This window comes from Aliivibrio sp. S10_S31 (assembly GCF_014694495.1).
Lineage (GTDB): Bacteria > Pseudomonadota > Gammaproteobacteria > Enterobacterales > Vibrionaceae > Aliivibrio > Aliivibrio fischeri.
The window spans coordinates 66366-83698 of the sequence record NZ_JAAUWR010000002.1 but is presented as its reverse complement, the minus strand read 5'-3'; the positions used below and the strand labels follow the sequence as shown (position 1 = coordinate 83698).

The 17333-nt window shown below is 39.0% G+C and carries 19 protein-coding genes; 16 read left to right on the top strand and 3 right to left on the bottom strand.

Annotated elements, in window-relative coordinates; all coding sequences use genetic code 11:
- Positions 1-160: 160 nt before the first annotated feature.
- The gene (locus HC728_RS01920) at positions 161-757 is read left to right on the top strand and encodes a VOC family protein (protein WP_065596151.1); all 597 of its coding nucleotides are present in this window, start codon (positions 161-163) and stop codon (positions 755-757) included.
- Between the two features lie 74 nt (positions 758-831).
- Here HC728_RS01920 and HC728_RS01915 read toward each other — a convergent pair whose 3' ends face one another.
- From HC728_RS01915 to HC728_RS01905, 3 genes are all read right to left on the bottom strand, one after another.
- Complete coding sequence (locus tag HC728_RS01915; protein WP_190395088.1) at positions 832-2064, bottom strand: tryptophan 7-halogenase; 1233 nt, start codon at positions 2062-2064, stop codon at positions 832-834.
- A gap of 99 nt (positions 2065-2163) precedes the next feature.
- Positions 2164-3231 (bottom strand): methyltransferase, encoded by a 1068-nt coding sequence (locus tag HC728_RS01910; protein WP_011261512.1) that lies wholly within the window; start codon positions 3229-3231, stop codon positions 2164-2166.
- A gap of 103 nt (positions 3232-3334) precedes the next feature.
- On the bottom strand, positions 3335-3910 hold the full coding sequence (locus HC728_RS01905; RefSeq protein WP_065604134.1) for a hypothetical protein: 576 nt from the start codon (positions 3908-3910) through the stop codon (positions 3335-3337).
- A 138-nt stretch (positions 3911-4048) separates the two neighbouring features.
- On the opposite strand from HC728_RS01905, the gene HC728_RS01900 reads away from it, so the two are divergent.
- From HC728_RS01900 to HC728_RS01830, 15 genes are all read left to right on the top strand, one after another.
- Positions 4049-4768 (top strand): beta-ketoacyl synthase chain length factor, encoded by a 720-nt coding sequence (locus HC728_RS01900; RefSeq protein WP_065604132.1) that lies wholly within the window; start codon positions 4049-4051, stop codon positions 4766-4768.
- A 4-nt stretch (positions 4769-4772) separates the two neighbouring features.
- On the top strand, positions 4773-5570 hold the full coding sequence (locus HC728_RS01895) for a 1-acyl-sn-glycerol-3-phosphate acyltransferase (protein ID WP_190395087.1): 798 nt from the start codon (positions 4773-4775) through the stop codon (positions 5568-5570).
- A gap of 7 nt (positions 5571-5577) precedes the next feature.
- Positions 5578-5835: a phosphopantetheine-binding protein gene (locus tag HC728_RS01890; protein WP_017018452.1), complete on the top strand. Its 258-nt coding sequence runs from the start codon at positions 5578-5580 to the stop codon at positions 5833-5835.
- An 11-nt stretch (positions 5836-5846) separates the two neighbouring features.
- Complete coding sequence (locus tag HC728_RS01885) at positions 5847-6104, top strand: acyl carrier protein (RefSeq protein ID WP_005418340.1); 258 nt, start codon at positions 5847-5849, stop codon at positions 6102-6104.
- The gene (locus HC728_RS01880) at positions 6104-6664 is read left to right on the top strand and encodes a hypothetical protein (RefSeq protein ID WP_005418342.1); all 561 of its coding nucleotides are present in this window, start codon (positions 6104-6106) and stop codon (positions 6662-6664) included. Before HC728_RS01885 ends, HC728_RS01880 begins: the two co-directional genes overlap by 1 nt.
- A complete protein-coding gene (locus HC728_RS01875; protein ID WP_069581119.1) occupies positions 6640-8028 on the top strand; it encodes an AMP-binding protein in 1389 nt (462 codons plus the stop codon). The genes HC728_RS01880 and HC728_RS01875 overlap by 25 nt, the downstream gene beginning before the upstream one ends.
- A gap of 13 nt (positions 8029-8041) precedes the next feature.
- Entirely contained in the window at positions 8042-8416 is a 375-nt protein-coding gene (locus tag HC728_RS01870; RefSeq protein ID WP_065604128.1) for a 3-hydroxyacyl-ACP dehydratase, read from the top strand.
- Positions 8417-8418: 2 nt separating this feature from the next.
- Complete coding sequence (locus tag HC728_RS01865; RefSeq protein WP_190395086.1) at positions 8419-10110, top strand: glycosyltransferase; 1692 nt, start codon at positions 8419-8421, stop codon at positions 10108-10110.
- On the top strand, positions 10100-11635 hold the full coding sequence (gene hutH / locus HC728_RS01860; RefSeq protein ID WP_155676398.1) for a histidine ammonia-lyase: 1536 nt from the start codon (positions 10100-10102) through the stop codon (positions 11633-11635). Before HC728_RS01865 ends, hutH begins: the two co-directional genes overlap by 11 nt.
- A gap of 62 nt (positions 11636-11697) precedes the next feature.
- Positions 11698-12093: a thioesterase family protein gene (locus HC728_RS01855; protein ID WP_155650294.1), complete on the top strand. Its 396-nt coding sequence runs from the start codon at positions 11698-11700 to the stop codon at positions 12091-12093.
- Positions 12086-12706 (top strand): outer membrane lipoprotein carrier protein LolA, encoded by a 621-nt coding sequence (locus HC728_RS01850; RefSeq protein WP_190395085.1) that lies wholly within the window; start codon positions 12086-12088, stop codon positions 12704-12706. The genes HC728_RS01855 and HC728_RS01850 overlap by 8 nt, the downstream gene beginning before the upstream one ends.
- The gene (locus tag HC728_RS01845) at positions 12690-15062 is read left to right on the top strand and encodes an MMPL family transporter (protein ID WP_190395084.1); all 2373 of its coding nucleotides are present in this window, start codon (positions 12690-12692) and stop codon (positions 15060-15062) included. Before HC728_RS01850 ends, HC728_RS01845 begins: the two co-directional genes overlap by 17 nt.
- Complete coding sequence (locus HC728_RS01840) at positions 15052-15678, top strand: DUF3261 domain-containing protein (protein ID WP_188863391.1); 627 nt, start codon at positions 15052-15054, stop codon at positions 15676-15678. The genes HC728_RS01845 and HC728_RS01840 overlap by 11 nt, the downstream gene beginning before the upstream one ends.
- 5 nt (positions 15679-15683) lie before the next feature.
- Positions 15684-16871 (top strand): beta-ketoacyl-[acyl-carrier-protein] synthase family protein, encoded by a 1188-nt coding sequence (locus HC728_RS01835; RefSeq protein ID WP_155652651.1) that lies wholly within the window; start codon positions 15684-15686, stop codon positions 16869-16871.
- Positions 16871-17332 (top strand): hotdog family protein, encoded by a 462-nt coding sequence (locus HC728_RS01830; protein WP_190395083.1) that lies wholly within the window; start codon positions 16871-16873, stop codon positions 17330-17332. The genes HC728_RS01835 and HC728_RS01830 overlap by 1 nt, the downstream gene beginning before the upstream one ends.
- Position 17333 lies beyond the last annotated feature (1 nt).

Below are 17333 nucleotides of genomic sequence, written 5' to 3'. Positions count from 1 at the left end.
AAAGCAAAATAATCGCTAATAATAGCAATAAAACAGGGGATATTTAATAGTTTCTGTTATTTTTTATTGCAACTTAGAGGCTATTTCTCGAAAGGTTCTAAACATCAAGTAAAGAGGTTGATACAATTCGGTTTCTCTTTTTTACCGTTAGGTTGCCTTCATGTCATTACTATTATTAAAACAGCAACAATTAGAGCCTCAACAACTGATTAATGCATTACCTTCATTTATGGAGAAGATCCAAGCATTACTCGATGTACTAGAGATCGATTTAACTCAATATCAAGCGGATCACATTGCACTAAGAATCAATGATCGAGACGTGGCAGAAGCAGCTCATCAAGCGTGGCTACAACAAGCAGAAGAATGGTCAAATAATGAAATTAACGGCCGTCCTATTATTGCTTTGGGTTTTAATCAAGCGTTAACTATCAACGGTTGGTCTATTGAATGTTTAGAGTTGCCATATCCAGGTGATAAAAGTTATCCGCAGCAAGGGTGGGAACATGTAGAGTGGGTTATCCCATGTGATGTGGATTCTCAAGAAGCGTTTTTGGAATATGTATTTAAAACGTTCCCATCTCTAAAAGATAAGTGGGATAACTTGGCATCTATGGGCGTTAAAGTAAAACAGAGTTGTCCATCAGGTGATGCAGAGCGTATTGCAAATTACACCGTAGCATTCAAATACCAAGGAGTATGTATAAAGCTTCATCCTCACAGTTTAAAAGCAGTTATTGAGAGTGAACAGGCATAAGATAAGCAGGCTTTAAAAACATAAAAGGCATCCAATCTAGAGTTTGGATGCCTTTTTGATTATGGAGTGAGTAGTTATGGCTTACATAATTCAGCAACCACTTTTAATCGACGCTCTGGTTCGGCAACAAATGGATTGCTTTCATCCCAAGCATAGCCAGCTAAAATGGCGCAGATCATTTGTTTAATTTTAGGATTCGGATTTTCATGAAAAATGACATCTTGGAATGTCCCTTCATACCATCCTTCTACGTAACAACGGAATGCATTAACTCCTTTCATTAAGGTATCGGAGTAATCTTGCTGCCAATTAACGTCTTCTTGATTAAATTGCTTAATTAATAAGTCAGCAGCGAGCTCTGCCGATTTCATTGCAATCGTGACACCAGAAGAGAACACCGGGTCCAAAAATTCACCGGCATTACCCAGTAAAGCAAAGTTTTTATCAAACAGCTTACTGACATTGGCAGAATAACCCATGATTTCACCACAAGGGTTCTGGTATTCAGCTTGGTTTAACAGATGCTTAAGATTGCTTTCTTCTTCTGCAAGTTGTTTTAATGCCGTTACTTTATTTTCTGAATATGCATCAAAGAATTCAGGCTCTCCAACCACACCAAAAGAGCAGGTCCCATTACTGAATGGAATTAACCAATACCACACTTGTGTATTTGTTGGATGAACAGAAACTAAGATTTTATTTCTGTCGTAGTTTTCGTCAGAAATATTGTCTTTGATGTGTGTGAAAATAGCACGGCGTGGTGGCAGACATGAAGGCTCTTCTAATTCCAATAATTTTGGTAGAACACGACCAAAGCCACTCGCATCAAGAATGAAATCAGCTTGAATTTGGTAAGGCGTTCCGTTTTCATCCAGTACCGATAACAGAGGCTTTTCTGCATTTACATCAACGTCAGTTATCTCATGTTGATAGCGAATTTCAACGCCTTGTTCTTTTGCACAATCAGCTAAAACTTTATCAAAATTGCCACGTTGTACTTGGAATGTGGTTCCTGCGCCGTCAGTAAATTTATCGGTAAAATCAAAAGAAGTAAAAGTGTCATTATAATGAAAAGCGGCGCCATCTTTGAATTGAAAACAAGCATCTTCAACTGCTTTTAGCATGCCTGCATTTTTAATGGATTCCATGCACGCAGGTAAAAGACTTTCACCGATAGAAAAGCGAGGGAAAGTCGATTTTTCAAGAATAATGCAGTTGATATTGTGTTTGTTTAATAGTGCAGCAGCAATAGAGCCAGAAGGTCCAGCACCAATAATAGCCACTTGAGTTGTTTGTGGTGATTGCACAAGCGCTCCTTTAAAGACAAAAGCACCACTTTAGGTGTCGGTAACCTAAAGTGGTGAGGATATTATTATATTTATAGGTGATTTTTATTTAAAACAGACTTACTTAGCTCGAAGTTCAAGTAATGTATGCCCTAAACCAATATTGTCAGTTTGCTCTGCTACAGCAAATCCAGCCTCTTCAATAATTTCTAAGAAATCACTGCAACGGTAGAAACGGCTATTACCATTGGCCAAACAAGTGAAATAAAGCGATGTCGCATTTAAGCTAAATGAAGCGGCATCGTATTTTTGCGCATCCCAAAATAGCTCTAAAATATATACTTTCGCGTCAGTGGACATGGCAGCACGAACACGTTTTAAAATGCTTAAAATTTCCATTGGTGAGAAACAATCTAGGAATTGGCTCATCCACCATACGTCTGCACCTTGAGGTAATGGTAGAGTCTTATCAAGCATATTAGTAGGGTGGCCATTAATACGGTCGGCAAAACCTTGTTCTTTGGCATTTTTTAACGCCATTTCGATTTGTTGTGGAAGGTCAATGATTGTTACTTCAACATCGTTATCGTAATTACAGCATTGCAGTGCCCATTTACCTGTATTACCGCCGATATCAAACAGGCGTTTTGGTTTTTGGCTTAATACTTTTTCTAATAAGATTGGGAACGAACGGTCAGAATAGAAGTGATCAAACTTAAACCAGCTCTCTTTGGCTTTTTCTGGTAATCGAGACAAACCTTCATAAATTGTTGGCCAGTCACCTAACTCCTTTAAGCCGGCAGGTGTGCCTTCTTGAATTGCTTCAGTAAGATGCATCATAGCGGCATAACAAACATCAGCTGTAAAATCTAAGTTAGCGTTCGTCATCCCATCGTGTAATAAGAAGTGACCAAGGTTTGCAAGAACATAGTTTGGCTTATTCCAAGTAACAATGTGCGCACTTAATGCCATATCAAGTAAGACTTTCACGCCATATTCAGATACACCGGTTTCTTGCGCTAATTGCTCAGCATCTAAACCTTGATCTTGAGCTTTATCTAAAGCCGCTAGAATACCAAGATCTCTAAGCGTTCGAGCTGTATGAAAAACAATAGGAGCAAAAGAAAGTTTTTGAGCTTCTGTTTTTGCTTCTAATGCGTTAAATGGGTCATTTTTATATTGAGTCACAGAGATTAACCATAGTTGAAGATGATAAAATGATCATATCAGTGGTAATGAGTGAAACTTTGTTCAAAAGCAAGAAACCACTGATATATAAGAGAGAATGATATTAATCGATTATATTTGATACGGTATTACCGTTAAATTCGACTTTAAAAGTATTAAATCTATTTTTCCAATATAACCAATGATCGCTATTTAAATTAGGTGTTTTGTGTTCTGGTGGGAAGCCGATGGCATATTTCACGCCTTCTTTTGTCATGCCTTTCTTAACCACACCTTCTTTAATTCCTTGTTGATCAAGTGCACTCAATTTTTTTACTTCTGCAGTATTACACTCAGTACCAAAATAGTTACTTAAGTATTTTGCAAAATCAGGAGATGATTTGTGTTTATCTAAAATATATTCTCTGCCGCTACTATCAATTTTAAACGTAAGGCGTTTAGTGCTAACGTTGACAATATCAACTTGAGTACAAAGAGGAATGAACCCATCTTGTTGAAAATTAACAGAATAAAGTTTTGAACGAGCGTCATCAGGGTGAAGGTTCACAAGAGTATAAACGGGTTTATTGGTAAGGAATAAATCATCACCCGTATTTTTATCAGTAAGAGTCATGACACTCGCGCAACCCGATAAAAATATTAAACCGGAAGTCGCTAATAATGGTTTTAAAAATGACATGGTAGTCCCTTAAATTTCGCTATATATATTTATTTACCGTATGACTCGCATTATTGTATTTGCGCCAAGTCACTGAATTCATATATCCTATACGAGTAGGCTAACAAATTGTAATATTTTTACGACTAGATGGATATCATGACATACGCAAATTTTAATATTATCGATTGGCACGCAATTTCTGCAGGTTTGGATAGCAAAAATGCGTGGTTAGAATGGCGTGAAAATAATTTCACTTGGCCTGAAAATGAAAAAGCGCCAGTCGATAAAATACCAGCGATGGCTCGAAGAAGAATGAGCTCGTTAAGTAAATTAGCCGTGCAAACCGCATTAACATTAGCGGAAGAAAATGACATTGATTATTTGGTTTTTTCTAGTCGACATGGTGAGTTAACTCGAACCGTGGCTCTTTTAGAAGATATTTTGAATGGAGATGATGCTTCTCCAATGGCTTTTTCTCAATCAGTTCATAATACTGCCGCAGGTCTATTTACCATTACGGCCAAAAAAGCCATTCCAGTTACTTCTATTGCTGCTGGAGAGAATACCTTCCATTCTGCGGTTATTGAAGCCGCTGCGTACTTAGCTGAAAATCCAAATGATAAAGTACTTATCATCGATTTTGATGAGCCTTTGCCTTCTCATTACCAAGAGTTTGAAAAACAAAATTATCAAGGCTATGCACTTGGCTTAATAATGAGCGCTGGGGACGTTTTTTCTCTTCAATGGAACAATAAACCTACAATTAAACCTTCTGGATTGCCTCATGGGTTGCAATGTATAGCTAACTTAGTAGGATCACATTCTCAATGGATAACGGAGAGTTCTTCAAAACAATGGATATGGAATCGAAAATAGTCTTATGACTTTACTTCAACGCACTGATAAATACTGGCGAATTTTAGCTACCGGTTTCTGTTTCTCTTTGTTCGGGGTCGGTGCGCTTTGTTTGACATTTATTGTTTTTCCATTGCTTACATTTACTGCAAAAGATAAAAAACAACGTGAAGTTCGAGTGCAATCGATTATCCAACGTAGTTTTTTTATCTTTTGTAAAACAATGCACTATAGTCGTGCGATTAAGTATCAATTTGATGGTGCAGAGCTTCTTCAGAGTGACAGAAATTGCTTAATTGTCGCTAATCATCCAAGCTTAATAGATTATGTTTTAATTGCTTCACAATTGAAGCAATGCGATTGCATCGTAAAAGCAGCCTTATGGCATAATCCGTTTACACAAGGGATTGTCAGAGCGGCGGGGTACATTCCAAATCAAGAACCAGAAGCGTTTTTAGAAGAGTGTTCTGAAAAATTAAACTCAGGTAATGTATTGTTGGTTTTTCCTGAAGGAACGCGAACAACACTGGGTAAAAAATCAAAACTTCAACGAGGCGCAGCGCAAATTGCGGTTCGTAGTCAAAGTGATATTCGTATTATTCATATCACAGTAACACCCAGTTTTTTAACTAAAGAAGCAAAGTGGTATCAAGTTCCTGATGTTCGTCCTTTTTTTCATATACAAGTGAAAGAGAGAGTCGCCATCACTCCATTTATCGAAGACGCTGACGCTTCATCTTCAGCGGCTCGAAATGTAAATCGATTTTTAGATACAGCTTTGTATCCACAAAATGAAGTCAACACATCAAAAGAAAATAAGTAGGTCATTGATGGAAGTATTACACAACGAAATTAAACAATTAATTATTGACGCTCTTAACCTAGAAGATATCTCTGTTGATGATATTGAAACTGATGCACCGCTATTTGGTGACGGCTTGGGCTTAGATTCTATCGATGCTCTAGAGCTAGGTTTAGCAATTAAGAAAAAGTACAACTTAGTGTTAGATGCTGACGATACTCAAACTCGTGAACACTTTGCGTCAGTAGCAAACCTAGCCGCTTACATTAATGCAAACAAAGCGTAAGAGAGTAAATAATGACAGACGTAAATAAAGAGCAAGTATTAGAGCAAGTAACTTCTGCGTTAGTTGAACTGTTTGAAATTGATGAAGCAGATATTACCCCAGAAGCTCAGCTGTATACTGACCTTGATTTAGATAGTATCGATGCTGTCGATCTTGTTGTTCATTTGCAGAAAGTGACGGGTAAGAAAATTAAACCAGAAGAGTTCAAAGAAGTTCGTACTGTCGACGATGTAGTTAATTCTGTAGCTGCACTGTTAAAAGGCGAATAATGCGTTGGCTGACAGCGCTGTCAGCCATTGCACTCTTAGCATATCCGCTAGCGGTCTACTATGGTCTCCATTTTGGTGGAATAAAGACAGTAGCAGGCGTACTAGCGGTGTTGTTTTTAGTGCGTATGGTCGGTGGTAAACAAGTACCGATAAAAGAACTCAAATACATCGCTATTATCAGTGGTGGAGCGGGGATAATTCTTGCTTCTCTTGGTTGGATATTTAAAACCGAAGGCTGGTTTACCTTCTACCCTGTAATAGTCAATGTCGTTATGTTCGTTATGTTTTTTTGGAGTTTATTTCAATCCCAAAGCATGATTGAACGTTTTGCTCGTCTACAAGAACCTGATTTACCTGAAAGTGGCGTTAAGTACACCAGAACCGTAACTAAAATTTGGTGTGTATTTTTTATTATTAATGGCTCTATCTCTTTTTCTACCTGTTTCATGGATATGAAGATGTGGATGCTATACAACGGATTTATTAGCTACTTGCTTATTGGAACTTTGTTCATAAGCGAATGGTTAGTGCGCCAATGGATAAGAAAAAAAGAAGTATGAAAACAGTCTCTCTTTCGCAATTAGTATTACAAAATAAAACAGACCACATGGTGTGTTTTGATGAGCTGCACTCATATATTTCTTATTCTCAATTTCAAAAAGACGTGCAACAAGCATGTGCGTTTTTTCATCAAAAGCCTCAAGATAAGTGGGCATTGTGTTTTGATGATAGCTATTATTTTGCGGTTACTTTTCTTGCATTAGCCCATGCGGGTAAACACCTTATTCTTCCAGGTAACCATCAACCAGCAGCATTGGCCGAATTATCTCAGCATTTTGATGCCTTAATCCATGATGACATTATCAAGGTGATGCCATGCAGTGAGCATGTTGCCTATCATGATATAAAAAGTGACCATCTAGCTACATTATCACCACTTCCTCTTCATGAGGTTGCGCTTACTTTGTTTACTTCTGGCTCGACCGATACTCCCAAGCCCATTGCTAAAAACCTTCAATTGCTTGATAACGAAATTCAACAATTAGACAGTTTATGGGGCGAAAAACTCGGACAAAGTGACATTTACAGCACCGTATCACACCAACATATCTATGGCTTATTATTTAGAGTGCTATGGCCATTAACTGCGGGTCGTGCCTTTAGTCGCCATAATTTTATCTACCCAGAGCAAATTTTATCTCATCGACCTGATGATAAAAAAACGCTTATTTGTAGCCCAGCATTGCTTAAGCGCTTGGTTGATCATGAAGGACACAATACTTATCAGATGGTTTTCTCATCAGGTGGGCCGCTTGCTATTGAGGGGGCTGAGCAAAGTGAGAAAAAACTCTCACTGCGCCCATTTGAAGTTTATGGTAGTACAGAAACAGGTGGTATTGGCTACCGTCAGCAGTTTGAACCAAGCTCTTTATGGTGCTTTTTTCCTTCTCATCAAGTCCGTTTAAACATTGAGCATTGCTTAGAATTGCTCTCTCCCTTCATTGATGAAGAAGAGTGGTACGCGACCAGCGATTATTGTGACTTGCTTGCTAATGGTCAGTTTGTTCTAAAAGGCCGAGTTGATCGCGTGATCAAAATTGAAGAAAAGCGCCTCTCTTTAACGGAAGTTGAAAAACGATTAATGCAGTTAGAGTGGATTAATGAAGCCGCAGTTATCCCAATGGAAGAGGAAAAACGTACTATATTAGGTGCAGTGATTGTTCTATCAGAAGCGGGAACTAAACTTATGAATCAAGGCTCTAAGGGTAAGTTCTGGTTGAGGTTACGCTCAGAATTACGTGAATGGTTAGAACCAGTTGGTATTCCTCGTCGTTTTAGAACTGTTAGTGAAATTCCACTAAATAGCCAAGGTAAACGTCAAATGCACGATTTAAAGCAGCTATTTAATGATGCGAATAATTAAAAAAGATTAGATTATGATAAAACGTAAGCCAAGTATTCTTATAACAAAAGATATCTCAGTAAATGAAGCGCAGCCAAGTGTGCTTATTCGTATGCGTGTTGACGAGGATATCTTAGATTTTACCGGACATTTTCCAAATCATCCTTTGCTACCCGGTGTTACTCAAGTTGATTGGGCTATTCATTACGCTAAACAGTACCTTAATACACATTCAAACTTTAAAGGGATGGAAGTGCTTAAGTTTCAAGAACCTATTTTACCGAATATGGAAGTAGAACTTGAGCTTAAATGGGATATTGAGAAGAGTAAGCTGTATTTTACTTACCGCTCAAATAAAGGCGATACGGTAAGCAATCACGCTTCTGGTCGTATTGTGTTAGGAGCGTAATCATGACTAACTTTCGCCCTTGTTTTTTAATTCCTTGCTATAACCATGGTAAAACCATTCCTGCGGTTGTTGAATCATTGATGTCGTATGGTTATCCAATGATCATCGTTGATGATGGCAGTGAGAATGAAACAAAGCGTATTTTAGAAGAAGTAACGCAACAGCATGAGTCAATTACCTTAATTACATTAGTTGAAAACCAAGGTAAAGGTGGTGCTGTGATTGCTGGTATCGAAAAAGCCTATCAGCAGAGTTACAGCCATGCGATTCAAATTGATGCTGATGGTCAACATGATCTCGAAGCGCTACCTAAATTAATTGCGGAATCTCAAGAACACCCAACGGCACTGATTTCTGGACAACCTATCTACGATGAGAGTGTACCTAAATCTCGTTTGTATGGTCGCTATGCTACGCATATTTGGGTGTGGATTGAGACACTTTCTTTTGCCATTAAAGACAGCATGTGTGGTTTCCGCTCTTATCCTATCGGTCCAACGATTAACGTATTAGAGCGAGCGGTTATTGGCCGACGAATGGATTTTGATACCGAAATCATGGTTCGTATGTACTGGAATGAAACCGATATTCGCTTTATCAATACTCGTGTTATTTACCCAGAAGATGGCATTTCTCATTTTGATGCATTATGGGATAACGTGAAAATCAGTTGGATGCACACCAAATTATTTTTTGGCATGTTGCCTCGTATTCCTTCATTACTAAAACGTAAACCTGTTCAAGAAGATCATTGGTCGTCTCATGCTGAGCGCGGTACGATTTTAGGTATTCAATTTTTACTTTGGATCTATTCAACGTTTGGTCGCAAAGTATTTTCGCTATTACTCAAACCAGTCATGGCTTATTACTACCTACGTGGTGGTTCAGTCAAAGACGCTTCAGATGACTTCATTCAACAGGTAAATGCTTATGCTCGAATTAAAGGCATTCAATTACCTGAAAAGCTAACCACTTATCGTCATTTGGTCTCTTTTGGTGAAACCATGTTAGATAAGCTTGCGGCATGGCGTGGTGATTTTTCAGATAAAAACCTAACGGTTCATGGTATTGAGCATTATCAAACATTAGCTCAGCGTGAAAAAGGTATTGTATTACTGGGTTCTCATTTAGGAAATCTAGAACTATGTCGTGCGCTTAGCCGTCGTCATACTCACCTGAAGATTAATGCGTTAGTTTTTACTGAGCATGCAGAGCGTTTTAATACGGTAATGAAAACCGTTAATCCGCAATCAGAAGTGAATGTTATTCAGGTGTCTAAAATAGGGCCAGATACCGCCATTTTATTACAGCAAAAAATTGATGATGGTGAGTGGATTGTTATCGTTGGTGATAGAACGTCAGTCACTAAAGAGAATCGAGTGATTTGGGCTGATTTTCTTGGTAAGCCTGCGCCATTCCCTCAAGGGCCATTTATGTTGGCTTCTATTTTAAAGCAACCAGTATATTTAATGTTTGGGCTTCGTGACGATACACAAAAAGATCCGTTGTTTGATGTGTACTTAGAACCGTTTTCTGAACAAATCATATTACCTCGTGGTAAGCGAGAAGAGGCTTTGCAAGAAGTCGTACAAAATTATGCTCAACGCCTAGAGCATTTCACATTAAAAGCACCATCACAATGGTATAACTTTTTTAATTTTTGGCAGTTAACTGGAAAGAAAGATGACAACTAATTCAATTACATTTGGTAAAGGACGTCTGACAATTGAAGACGTTGTTGATATTGCAAATGGTGCAAATGCACAACTTAATAACTCTGATGAATTCACTGCCAAAATTGACCGTGGTGTTGAGTTTTTAGAGCGCTTATTAAAAGAAGAAGGCGTGATCTATGGTGTAACAACGGGTTATGGTGACTCTTGTACTGTAGCAATCCCAATGGATTTAGTGGATGAATTACCGCTGCATTTAACGCGTTTTCACGGTTGTGGTTTAGGCGAAAACTTAGATGAACAACAAGCACGTGCCGTATTAGCGACTCGTTTATGCTCTTTATCACAAGGGGTATCGGGTGTTACTCATGATTTGCTTAATCAAATCGTCACTCTAATTAATCACGGAGTATCTCCACGTATTCCTCAAGAAGGTTCTGTAGGTGCCAGTGGTGATTTAACACCATTATCTTATCTTGCAGCTGCGCTTATTGGTGAGCGTGAAGTGATCTATAAAGGCGAAATCCGTGCAACTGCAGATGTATTTAAAGAGCTAAATATCACACCAATCAAGCTTAAACCAAAAGAAGGTTTAGCGTTAATGAATGGTACATCAGTGATGACAGCATTAGCGTGTTTAGCGTATAAGCGTGCTGAGTACTTAGCGCAAATGGCAACTAAGATCACCGCAATGGTATCAGTAGGGATGCAAGGTAATGACTTCCACTTTGATGAAGCGTTATTTGCGGTGAAACCACATCCAGGCCAACAACAAATTGCTGCTTGGTTACGTTCTGATCTACACAACGAAACACCACCAAGAAACAGTGATCGTCTGCAAGACCGTTACTCACTTCGTTGTGCTCCACATGTAATTGGTGTACTTCAAGATAGCCTACCGTTCTTGCGTCAAATGATTGAAAATGAATTAAACAGTGCGAACGATAACCCAATTATCGATGGTGATAATGAGCGTGTTCTTCACGGTGGTCATTTCTATGGTGGTCATATTGCAATGGCAATGGACATGCTAAAAACCGCAGTAGCGAACATTGCTGATTTATTAGATCGCCAAATGGCACAGCTAATGGATTACAAATTCAATAACGGTTTACCATTTAACCTGACGGGTTCAACAGGGGCTCGTAAACCAATTAACCATGGCTTTAAAGCAGTTCAGATTGGTATTTCAGCATGGACAGCAGAAGCGCTTAAAGGAACCATGCCTGCAAGTGTTTTCTCTCGCTCAACAGAATGTCATAACCAAGATAAAGTGAGCATGGGTACGATTGCTTCTCGTGATTGTTTACGTGTTTTACAGTTAACAGAGCAAGTGACATCAGCTTCATTATTAGCGGCAACTCAAGCGTTAGTATTGCGTGAAAAGCAAGGTGAGCTTGATGATACTCAGTTAAGTTCAGAGCTTAAAACCATGCGTGATGCGGTATTAAGTGAATTTGCTTTTGTCGATGAAGACCGACCATTAGAGAACGATTTACGTAACTTTATGGCGAAGATTCAGCAACAGCACTGGACACTATACTAAGGTTAAATGTTGTGACTAATACAAATGAAGTTAAGCCAGTAAATGTATTAAGCGCAGAAGTGATGATCACAACGGCCTTTCAGGATGCGGATCCGATGGGGGTTGTGTATCACGGTAATTATTTCCGATTTTTTGAAAAAGCACGTCATGAAATGCTTGAAAAAATCGGTTATAGCTATCGAGATATGATGGCGTCAGGCTATGTTTGGCCCATCATTGACACTCGTGTTAAGTACGTTAAATCCATTCCTTACGATCATAAGATCCGAGTGGAGGCGACACTAACGGAATGGGAAAACCGCATGCGTGTTGATTATGTTATCTATGATGCAGAAACCAACGTACGAATGACTAAAGCCCATACAATGCAAGTAGCGGTAAGCATAGAAACTGAAGAAATGTGCTTTGTTTCTCCTCGTGTATTTACCGATAAAGTAGAGGCTTATCATAATGCTTAATGTTAAACGTTATTGGTCATTATTGGTTACATCGTTTGTTATGCTTTTTAGCGTAAATAGCTTTGCATTTAGTGTTGATGACTTGCAGCTGCAACTCGCAAAGTCGACTCTTGTTCGTGGTGATTTTAAACAAGTAAGAACCATGCAGATGTTTGCACAACCATTATCGACATCAGGTACTTTTTTGTTGGATCATGAAAAGGGGTTATTGTGGCAACAAACAACGCCTTTTCCGATTGCGTTGACTTTAACGCAGAACAAACTTCGCCAATCCATTAATGGTGACACTCAAGTCATGACGGATTCAGATAATCCAATGGCGTTTTATTTTACTCGTCTATTTCTATCTCTATTTAAAGGGGATACGGAATCCATTAAAGCAAATTTCACTTTGCAATTAACGGGTGAAAAAGAGGCTTGGACACTCATACTTACTCCAACTAAAGCCCCAATTGACAGCGTATTTAAAACCATAAAAATTGAGGGTAATGACTATTTAAATCGAGTGGTATTAAGTGAAGTACGAGGTGACGTAACTGAAATGGTATTTACTAATCAGTCGACAGAACCTGCGACCTTAACAGAAGAAGAGTTACGTGTTTTCGAATTCTAATTGGATAAAGCCACGAGTTTTAGCTTTGGTTTGGGCATTGGCTCTATTAGGAATAGCTGGGGTATTTGGTTATCAATGTACAACCAAAGGTGCACTGCCAATAGAAACTAATATCTTGGCGTTATTACCTGATAATCAACAAGATAAAGTTGCTCAGCAAGCGTTTGATAATATTGCTAACACCATGAGTGACAAAGTGGTGTTTGTAGTTAGCCAAACCCAAGGTGACAGTAAAAAACTGATTGAAGCGGTTGATCAGTTTAATGAAGAACTGGTTGCGTTACCTATGTTTGACTCGGTAACCGCAACGATAAGTCCTGAGCAACAACAAGCGTGGGGGAAATTTTATTTTCCTGCTCGCGCTCAGTTACTGACAGCACAGCAAACCCAACAATTAGAACAAGCACCAGAACAGCAAGTTCAAAAGGTATTACACGCACTATACAATCCTTTTTCAGGTGTGACGGGAGGGGAGTTAGAGAACGATCCTTTCTTGTTATTTCGAGATTATTTATCAGGGTTAACTCAAAGCTCAGGTAATGTTCAAGTAGAGAACGGCTATCTGATTGCCAAACACGATGATAAAGAATACGTCGTGATCACCGCCGATCTATCAGGATCATCATACCAACTCTCTTTGCAGCAGCAATTACCTCAACTATTGTCACTTGAAAGCAAAGTATCAAAAACATTCTCGGTTGATATTCAGCATACCGGCGTGATTTTTTATGCTGCTCACGGAACAGAAAGTGCCAAAGGAGAGATCAGCACTATTGGTCTTGGGTCTCTTATCGGGATAATTGTTCTTGTCTTTTTGGTTTATCGTAGCACTTTGCCTTTGTCACTGGCTTTACTTTCTATTTCAACGGGACTTGCTTGTGCCTATGTATTGACGATCGCTTTATTTGGATCGATTCACCTCTTTAGTTTGGTTTTTGGTGCCAGCTTAATTGGGGTTTCTATTGATTATGCATTTCACTTTTTAACCGATCGACTTCATGCGGGTAAAAAATGGAATTCAGTGGTGGGTATTCAACAGTTGTTTCCTGCCATTACCTTGGGATTAATTACCAGTTTAATTGGTTATTTAGGAATGCTTATTGCGCCTTTCCCAGGATTACAGCAATTATCCTTATTCTCCGCCATTGGTTTAACAGCAGCTTATTTTACCGTGGTATGTTGGTATCCAGTACTGGCAAGTAAACCAAATCAATATAACCGAGTACCGATGCAGCGAGCGCTGAGTCAGTGGCTCTTAGTGTGGCAACAACCGCTTATTCGATTAGTCTTACCATTAAGTTTATTGATTGCTGCAAGTTTTGGTGTCTATATGGCGAAATATGATGATGATATTCGTCAGCTTCAAGCTTTACCACATGCACTGCAGCAGCAAGAGAGAGAGATAAAAGCGATTACAGGTGTCGGTGGATCTCAGCAACTATTGCTTGTACGAGACAGTTCTGAAGAAGGGTTACTGCAAAAGTTAGAAACCATATCGACTAAACTGGATAAACGTGGTGATTTCGGTGGCTATCAATCCATAAGCCGTTATGTACCGTCACAAAAAAGACAACAAGAAAATTACCAATTAGTTAAACTCCTGTATCAGCAACAATCTGAGTATTATCAAAGTGTCATACAGCAAAAAACAGCGCTGGATTTTTCACAACAATATCAGCCTTTGACTATAAATGGCTTCTTAGCGTCACCAATATCAGACACGGTTGGTTTTTTATGGTTAGGTAAAATCGATGGTGTATTTGCTTCGGTGATTACTTTCAATCAAGAAGTGAACAGTAGTGAGTTACAGGCATTTGCAGCGGATAATCACATTACTTATTTAAATAAAGCAGAAGAGATCTCTCGTTTATTTGCCGATTATCGACATCGTATTACCGAGCTATTATTGTTTGCTTATGCCGCTATTTTCTTACTGTTGTTACCTCGCTATAAAATGAAACAGGCGTTTTTAATTGTATTGCCACCATTTATAGCAGGTTGCGCCGGTTTAGCTGTAACCGTTTTAACTGGCGTACCGTTGAATTTGTTTAACTTACTAGCCTTGATGTTGATTTTAGGGATAGGAATAGACTACACCTTGTTTTTCGCAGAGCAGAATAAGCAAAGTGATGATTCACATAAAGAAAGCACGTTATTAGCGATTTCTTTATCTGCGTTAACGACGATTTTGTCATTTGGTTTATTGGCCTTGAGTGAAACCCAAGCGATTCATAGCTTCGGTATTACGGTACTAACAGGGATTATCGTTGCTTGGTTATTGGCTCCGTTAAGCCAACAAAATAAAGAGAGTAAAGGGCACATCAATACGTATTCGGAGAAAAAAGATGCATCATAAGGCCATAAAAGTCCACCATCTTATAGCGCTTGTTCTATCCTTTCTTTTGATGGGATGTGCAGCTAAGCCAATAAAGCAACCGAATCAAGTTGAAGTGTCACAAGGACAATTTGTTACTTTACCTCAGCCTGAAGAGTATGGCAGTGACTTATCACTTAGTCAGTTAATCTCAGTAGAATGGCAAGGAAAAAAGAATCAGCTTCCTGTTCAACTGCAACTGACAGGTAATGACTTGGTATTAGCTGGCTTTGCCTCATGGGGTTCTCGTTTATTAAGCTTAGATTATGATGGTCAAACGTTAGATACTTACGTAATGGCAGGGCTAAGTGACACACTACCACCGCCAGAACAAGTGCTATTTAATGTCATGATTACCTTGTGGCCACTGGAAGCATGGCAAGGAAGTTTAACTAGCATTGGCTGGCAACTAAACGAACATGACAATCATAGAACATTAGTGAATGAATCAGGAAAAACGATCCTTGATGCTCGTTATGATGACATCACAGACAAATTAAGTGGTGAAATTGTGTTAACCAGTCCAGACTTTGGTTATGTCATAAAAATTAAAACGTTCTCGCATTCAAATACAACAACTCAAAATAATAATGGATAAATTAAATGAGTGACTTTCCTTTATATATACATGCGTGTGGCTCACATTCAGCCATGGGTAAAGAGGTTGATGAAATCCATCAAGTATTGAGTGGAAATAAAGCACCATCAATGCATAAAGAAACAGGTTGGCTCAATGATGGAAAGGCGACAGTAGTAGGTAAAGCATTAGGTGAGTTACCTTTAGTTCCTGAGCATTTGGCTCATTGGAATACCAGAAATAATCAGCTTGTTCTGTCCGCTTTACAGCAAATCGAACCTCAAATTAACGCCGCAAAAGAGAAATACGGTTCAGATCGTATTGCTGTTATTGTTGGCACGAGTACTTCAGGGATCTCTGATGGTGAAGTTGCTTTAAAAGATAAGATGGAGCAAGGTGTTTTTCCTGCTGGTTATAGCTATAAACAGCAAGAGTTAGGAAATCCTGCGGATTTTATTGCTCAATATCTTGATATCGATGGTCCAACGTATGCGATCTCAACGGCTTGCTCTTCAAGTGGTCGTATTTTCTTATCAGCAAAGCGTTTACTAAAAGCAGGGTTTGTTGATGCGGTTATCGTTGGCGGCACTGACAGTTTATGTCGTTTAACATTAAATGGTTTTAACAGCCTAGAAGCATTATCAAATGAGTATTGTCTGCCGTTTAGTCCCAATCGAAAAGGGATAAACATTGGTGAAGCGAGTGCGTACATGTTGTTAAGTGCAGAGCAAAAAGACTCTGATGATCCAATTGCTCTACTAGGAGCTGGAGATAGCTCAGATGCTCACCATATTTCAGCGCCACACCCAGAAGGGAAAGGAGCGATTGAAGCGATGAACAAAGCACTTAATGATGCAGGGTTAACGCCAGAAGATATTGGTTATATCAATGCTCACGGAACCGCTACGCCGTTGAATGATGCGATGGAATCTAAAGCGGTTCATGCTGTATTTGGTGATTCTGTACCAGTGAGTTCAACAAAGCCGTTAACGGGTCATACATTAGGTGCCGCAGGTATCATTGAAGCAAGCATTTGTTGGCATATTTTAAAGTATAATTTACCGCTACCTAAGCAGATTAATGACGGACAGCAAGATGATGCACTGGCTGATATTCAGCTTGTGGTCGATCAACCACTAAGAAAAAAAGCCGTTATTAGTAATTCATTTGCCTTTGGCGGTAATAACATCAGTTTAATTTTTGGATGTATTTGATGAGTAGTATTCCTCCTTTAATCGACCTTTTACCCCATGATACTCCATTAGCTCTGGTTGATGAATTGATTGAGGTGGGAGAGTTATCCATTCATTGTCAGGTGACAATCAGTGAGAATAATGTATTTTTTAACCATGAAACTAAAACAATTCCTGCTTGGGTAGGTATTGAGTTTATGGCACAAAGTATTGCGGGTTGGTCTGGCTATCATGCGTGGAAAAAAGGCAATAAGTCACCAATAGGCTTTTTGCTTGGCAGCCGTAAATATCAAGCGCAGTGCAGTGAATTTCAACAAGGCGACACACTCGACATTTTTGCAGAGCAAGTGTTAGAGAATAATGGCATGGCCGTATTCAGTTGTTATATTGAGCACAAAGGACAACAACTGGCATCGAGCCAATTAAACGTGTTCGTGCCAACAGAAGAAAAATTAGAAGAGCTCTTAACGCCAAAGCAGTAAA

What these genes read in the sequence shown, in the direction of transcription:
- HC728_RS01920 (WP_065596151.1), top strand. Translation starts at nt 161, where the DNA reads ATGTCATTACTATTATTAAAACAGCAACAATTAGAGCCTCAACAACTG.
- HC728_RS01905 (WP_065604134.1), bottom strand. Translation starts at nt 3,910, where the DNA reads ATGTCATTTTTAAAACCATTATTAGCGACTTCCGGTTTAATATTTTTA.
- HC728_RS01900 (WP_065604132.1), top strand. Translation starts at nt 4,049, where the DNA reads ATGACATACGCAAATTTTAATATTATCGATTGGCACGCAATTTCTGCA.
- HC728_RS01895 (WP_190395087.1), top strand. Translation starts at nt 4,773, where the DNA reads ATGACTTTACTTCAACGCACTGATAAATACTGGCGAATTTTAGCTACC.
- HC728_RS01890 (WP_017018452.1), top strand. Translation starts at nt 5,578, where the DNA reads ATGGAAGTATTACACAACGAAATTAAACAATTAATTATTGACGCTCTT.
- HC728_RS01885 (WP_005418340.1), top strand. Translation starts at nt 5,847, where the DNA reads ATGACAGACGTAAATAAAGAGCAAGTATTAGAGCAAGTAACTTCTGCG.
- HC728_RS01880 (WP_005418342.1), top strand. Translation starts at nt 6,104, where the DNA reads ATGCGTTGGCTGACAGCGCTGTCAGCCATTGCACTCTTAGCATATCCG.
- HC728_RS01875 (WP_069581119.1), top strand. Translation starts at nt 6,640, where the DNA reads ATGGATAAGAAAAAAAGAAGTATGAAAACAGTCTCTCTTTCGCAATTA.
- HC728_RS01870 (WP_065604128.1), top strand. Translation starts at nt 8,042, where the DNA reads ATGATAAAACGTAAGCCAAGTATTCTTATAACAAAAGATATCTCAGTA.
- HC728_RS01865 (WP_190395086.1), top strand. Translation starts at nt 8,419, where the DNA reads ATGACTAACTTTCGCCCTTGTTTTTTAATTCCTTGCTATAACCATGGT.
- hutH (WP_155676398.1), top strand. Translation starts at nt 10,100, where the DNA reads ATGACAACTAATTCAATTACATTTGGTAAAGGACGTCTGACAATTGAA.
- HC728_RS01855 (WP_155650294.1), top strand. Translation starts at nt 11,698, where the DNA reads ATGATCACAACGGCCTTTCAGGATGCGGATCCGATGGGGGTTGTGTAT.
- HC728_RS01850 (WP_190395085.1), top strand. Translation starts at nt 12,086, where the DNA reads ATGCTTAATGTTAAACGTTATTGGTCATTATTGGTTACATCGTTTGTT.
- HC728_RS01840 (WP_188863391.1), top strand. Translation starts at nt 15,052, where the DNA reads ATGCATCATAAGGCCATAAAAGTCCACCATCTTATAGCGCTTGTTCTA.
- HC728_RS01835 (WP_155652651.1), top strand. Translation starts at nt 15,684, where the DNA reads ATGAGTGACTTTCCTTTATATATACATGCGTGTGGCTCACATTCAGCC.
- HC728_RS01830 (WP_190395083.1), top strand. Translation starts at nt 16,871, where the DNA reads ATGAGTAGTATTCCTCCTTTAATCGACCTTTTACCCCATGATACTCCA.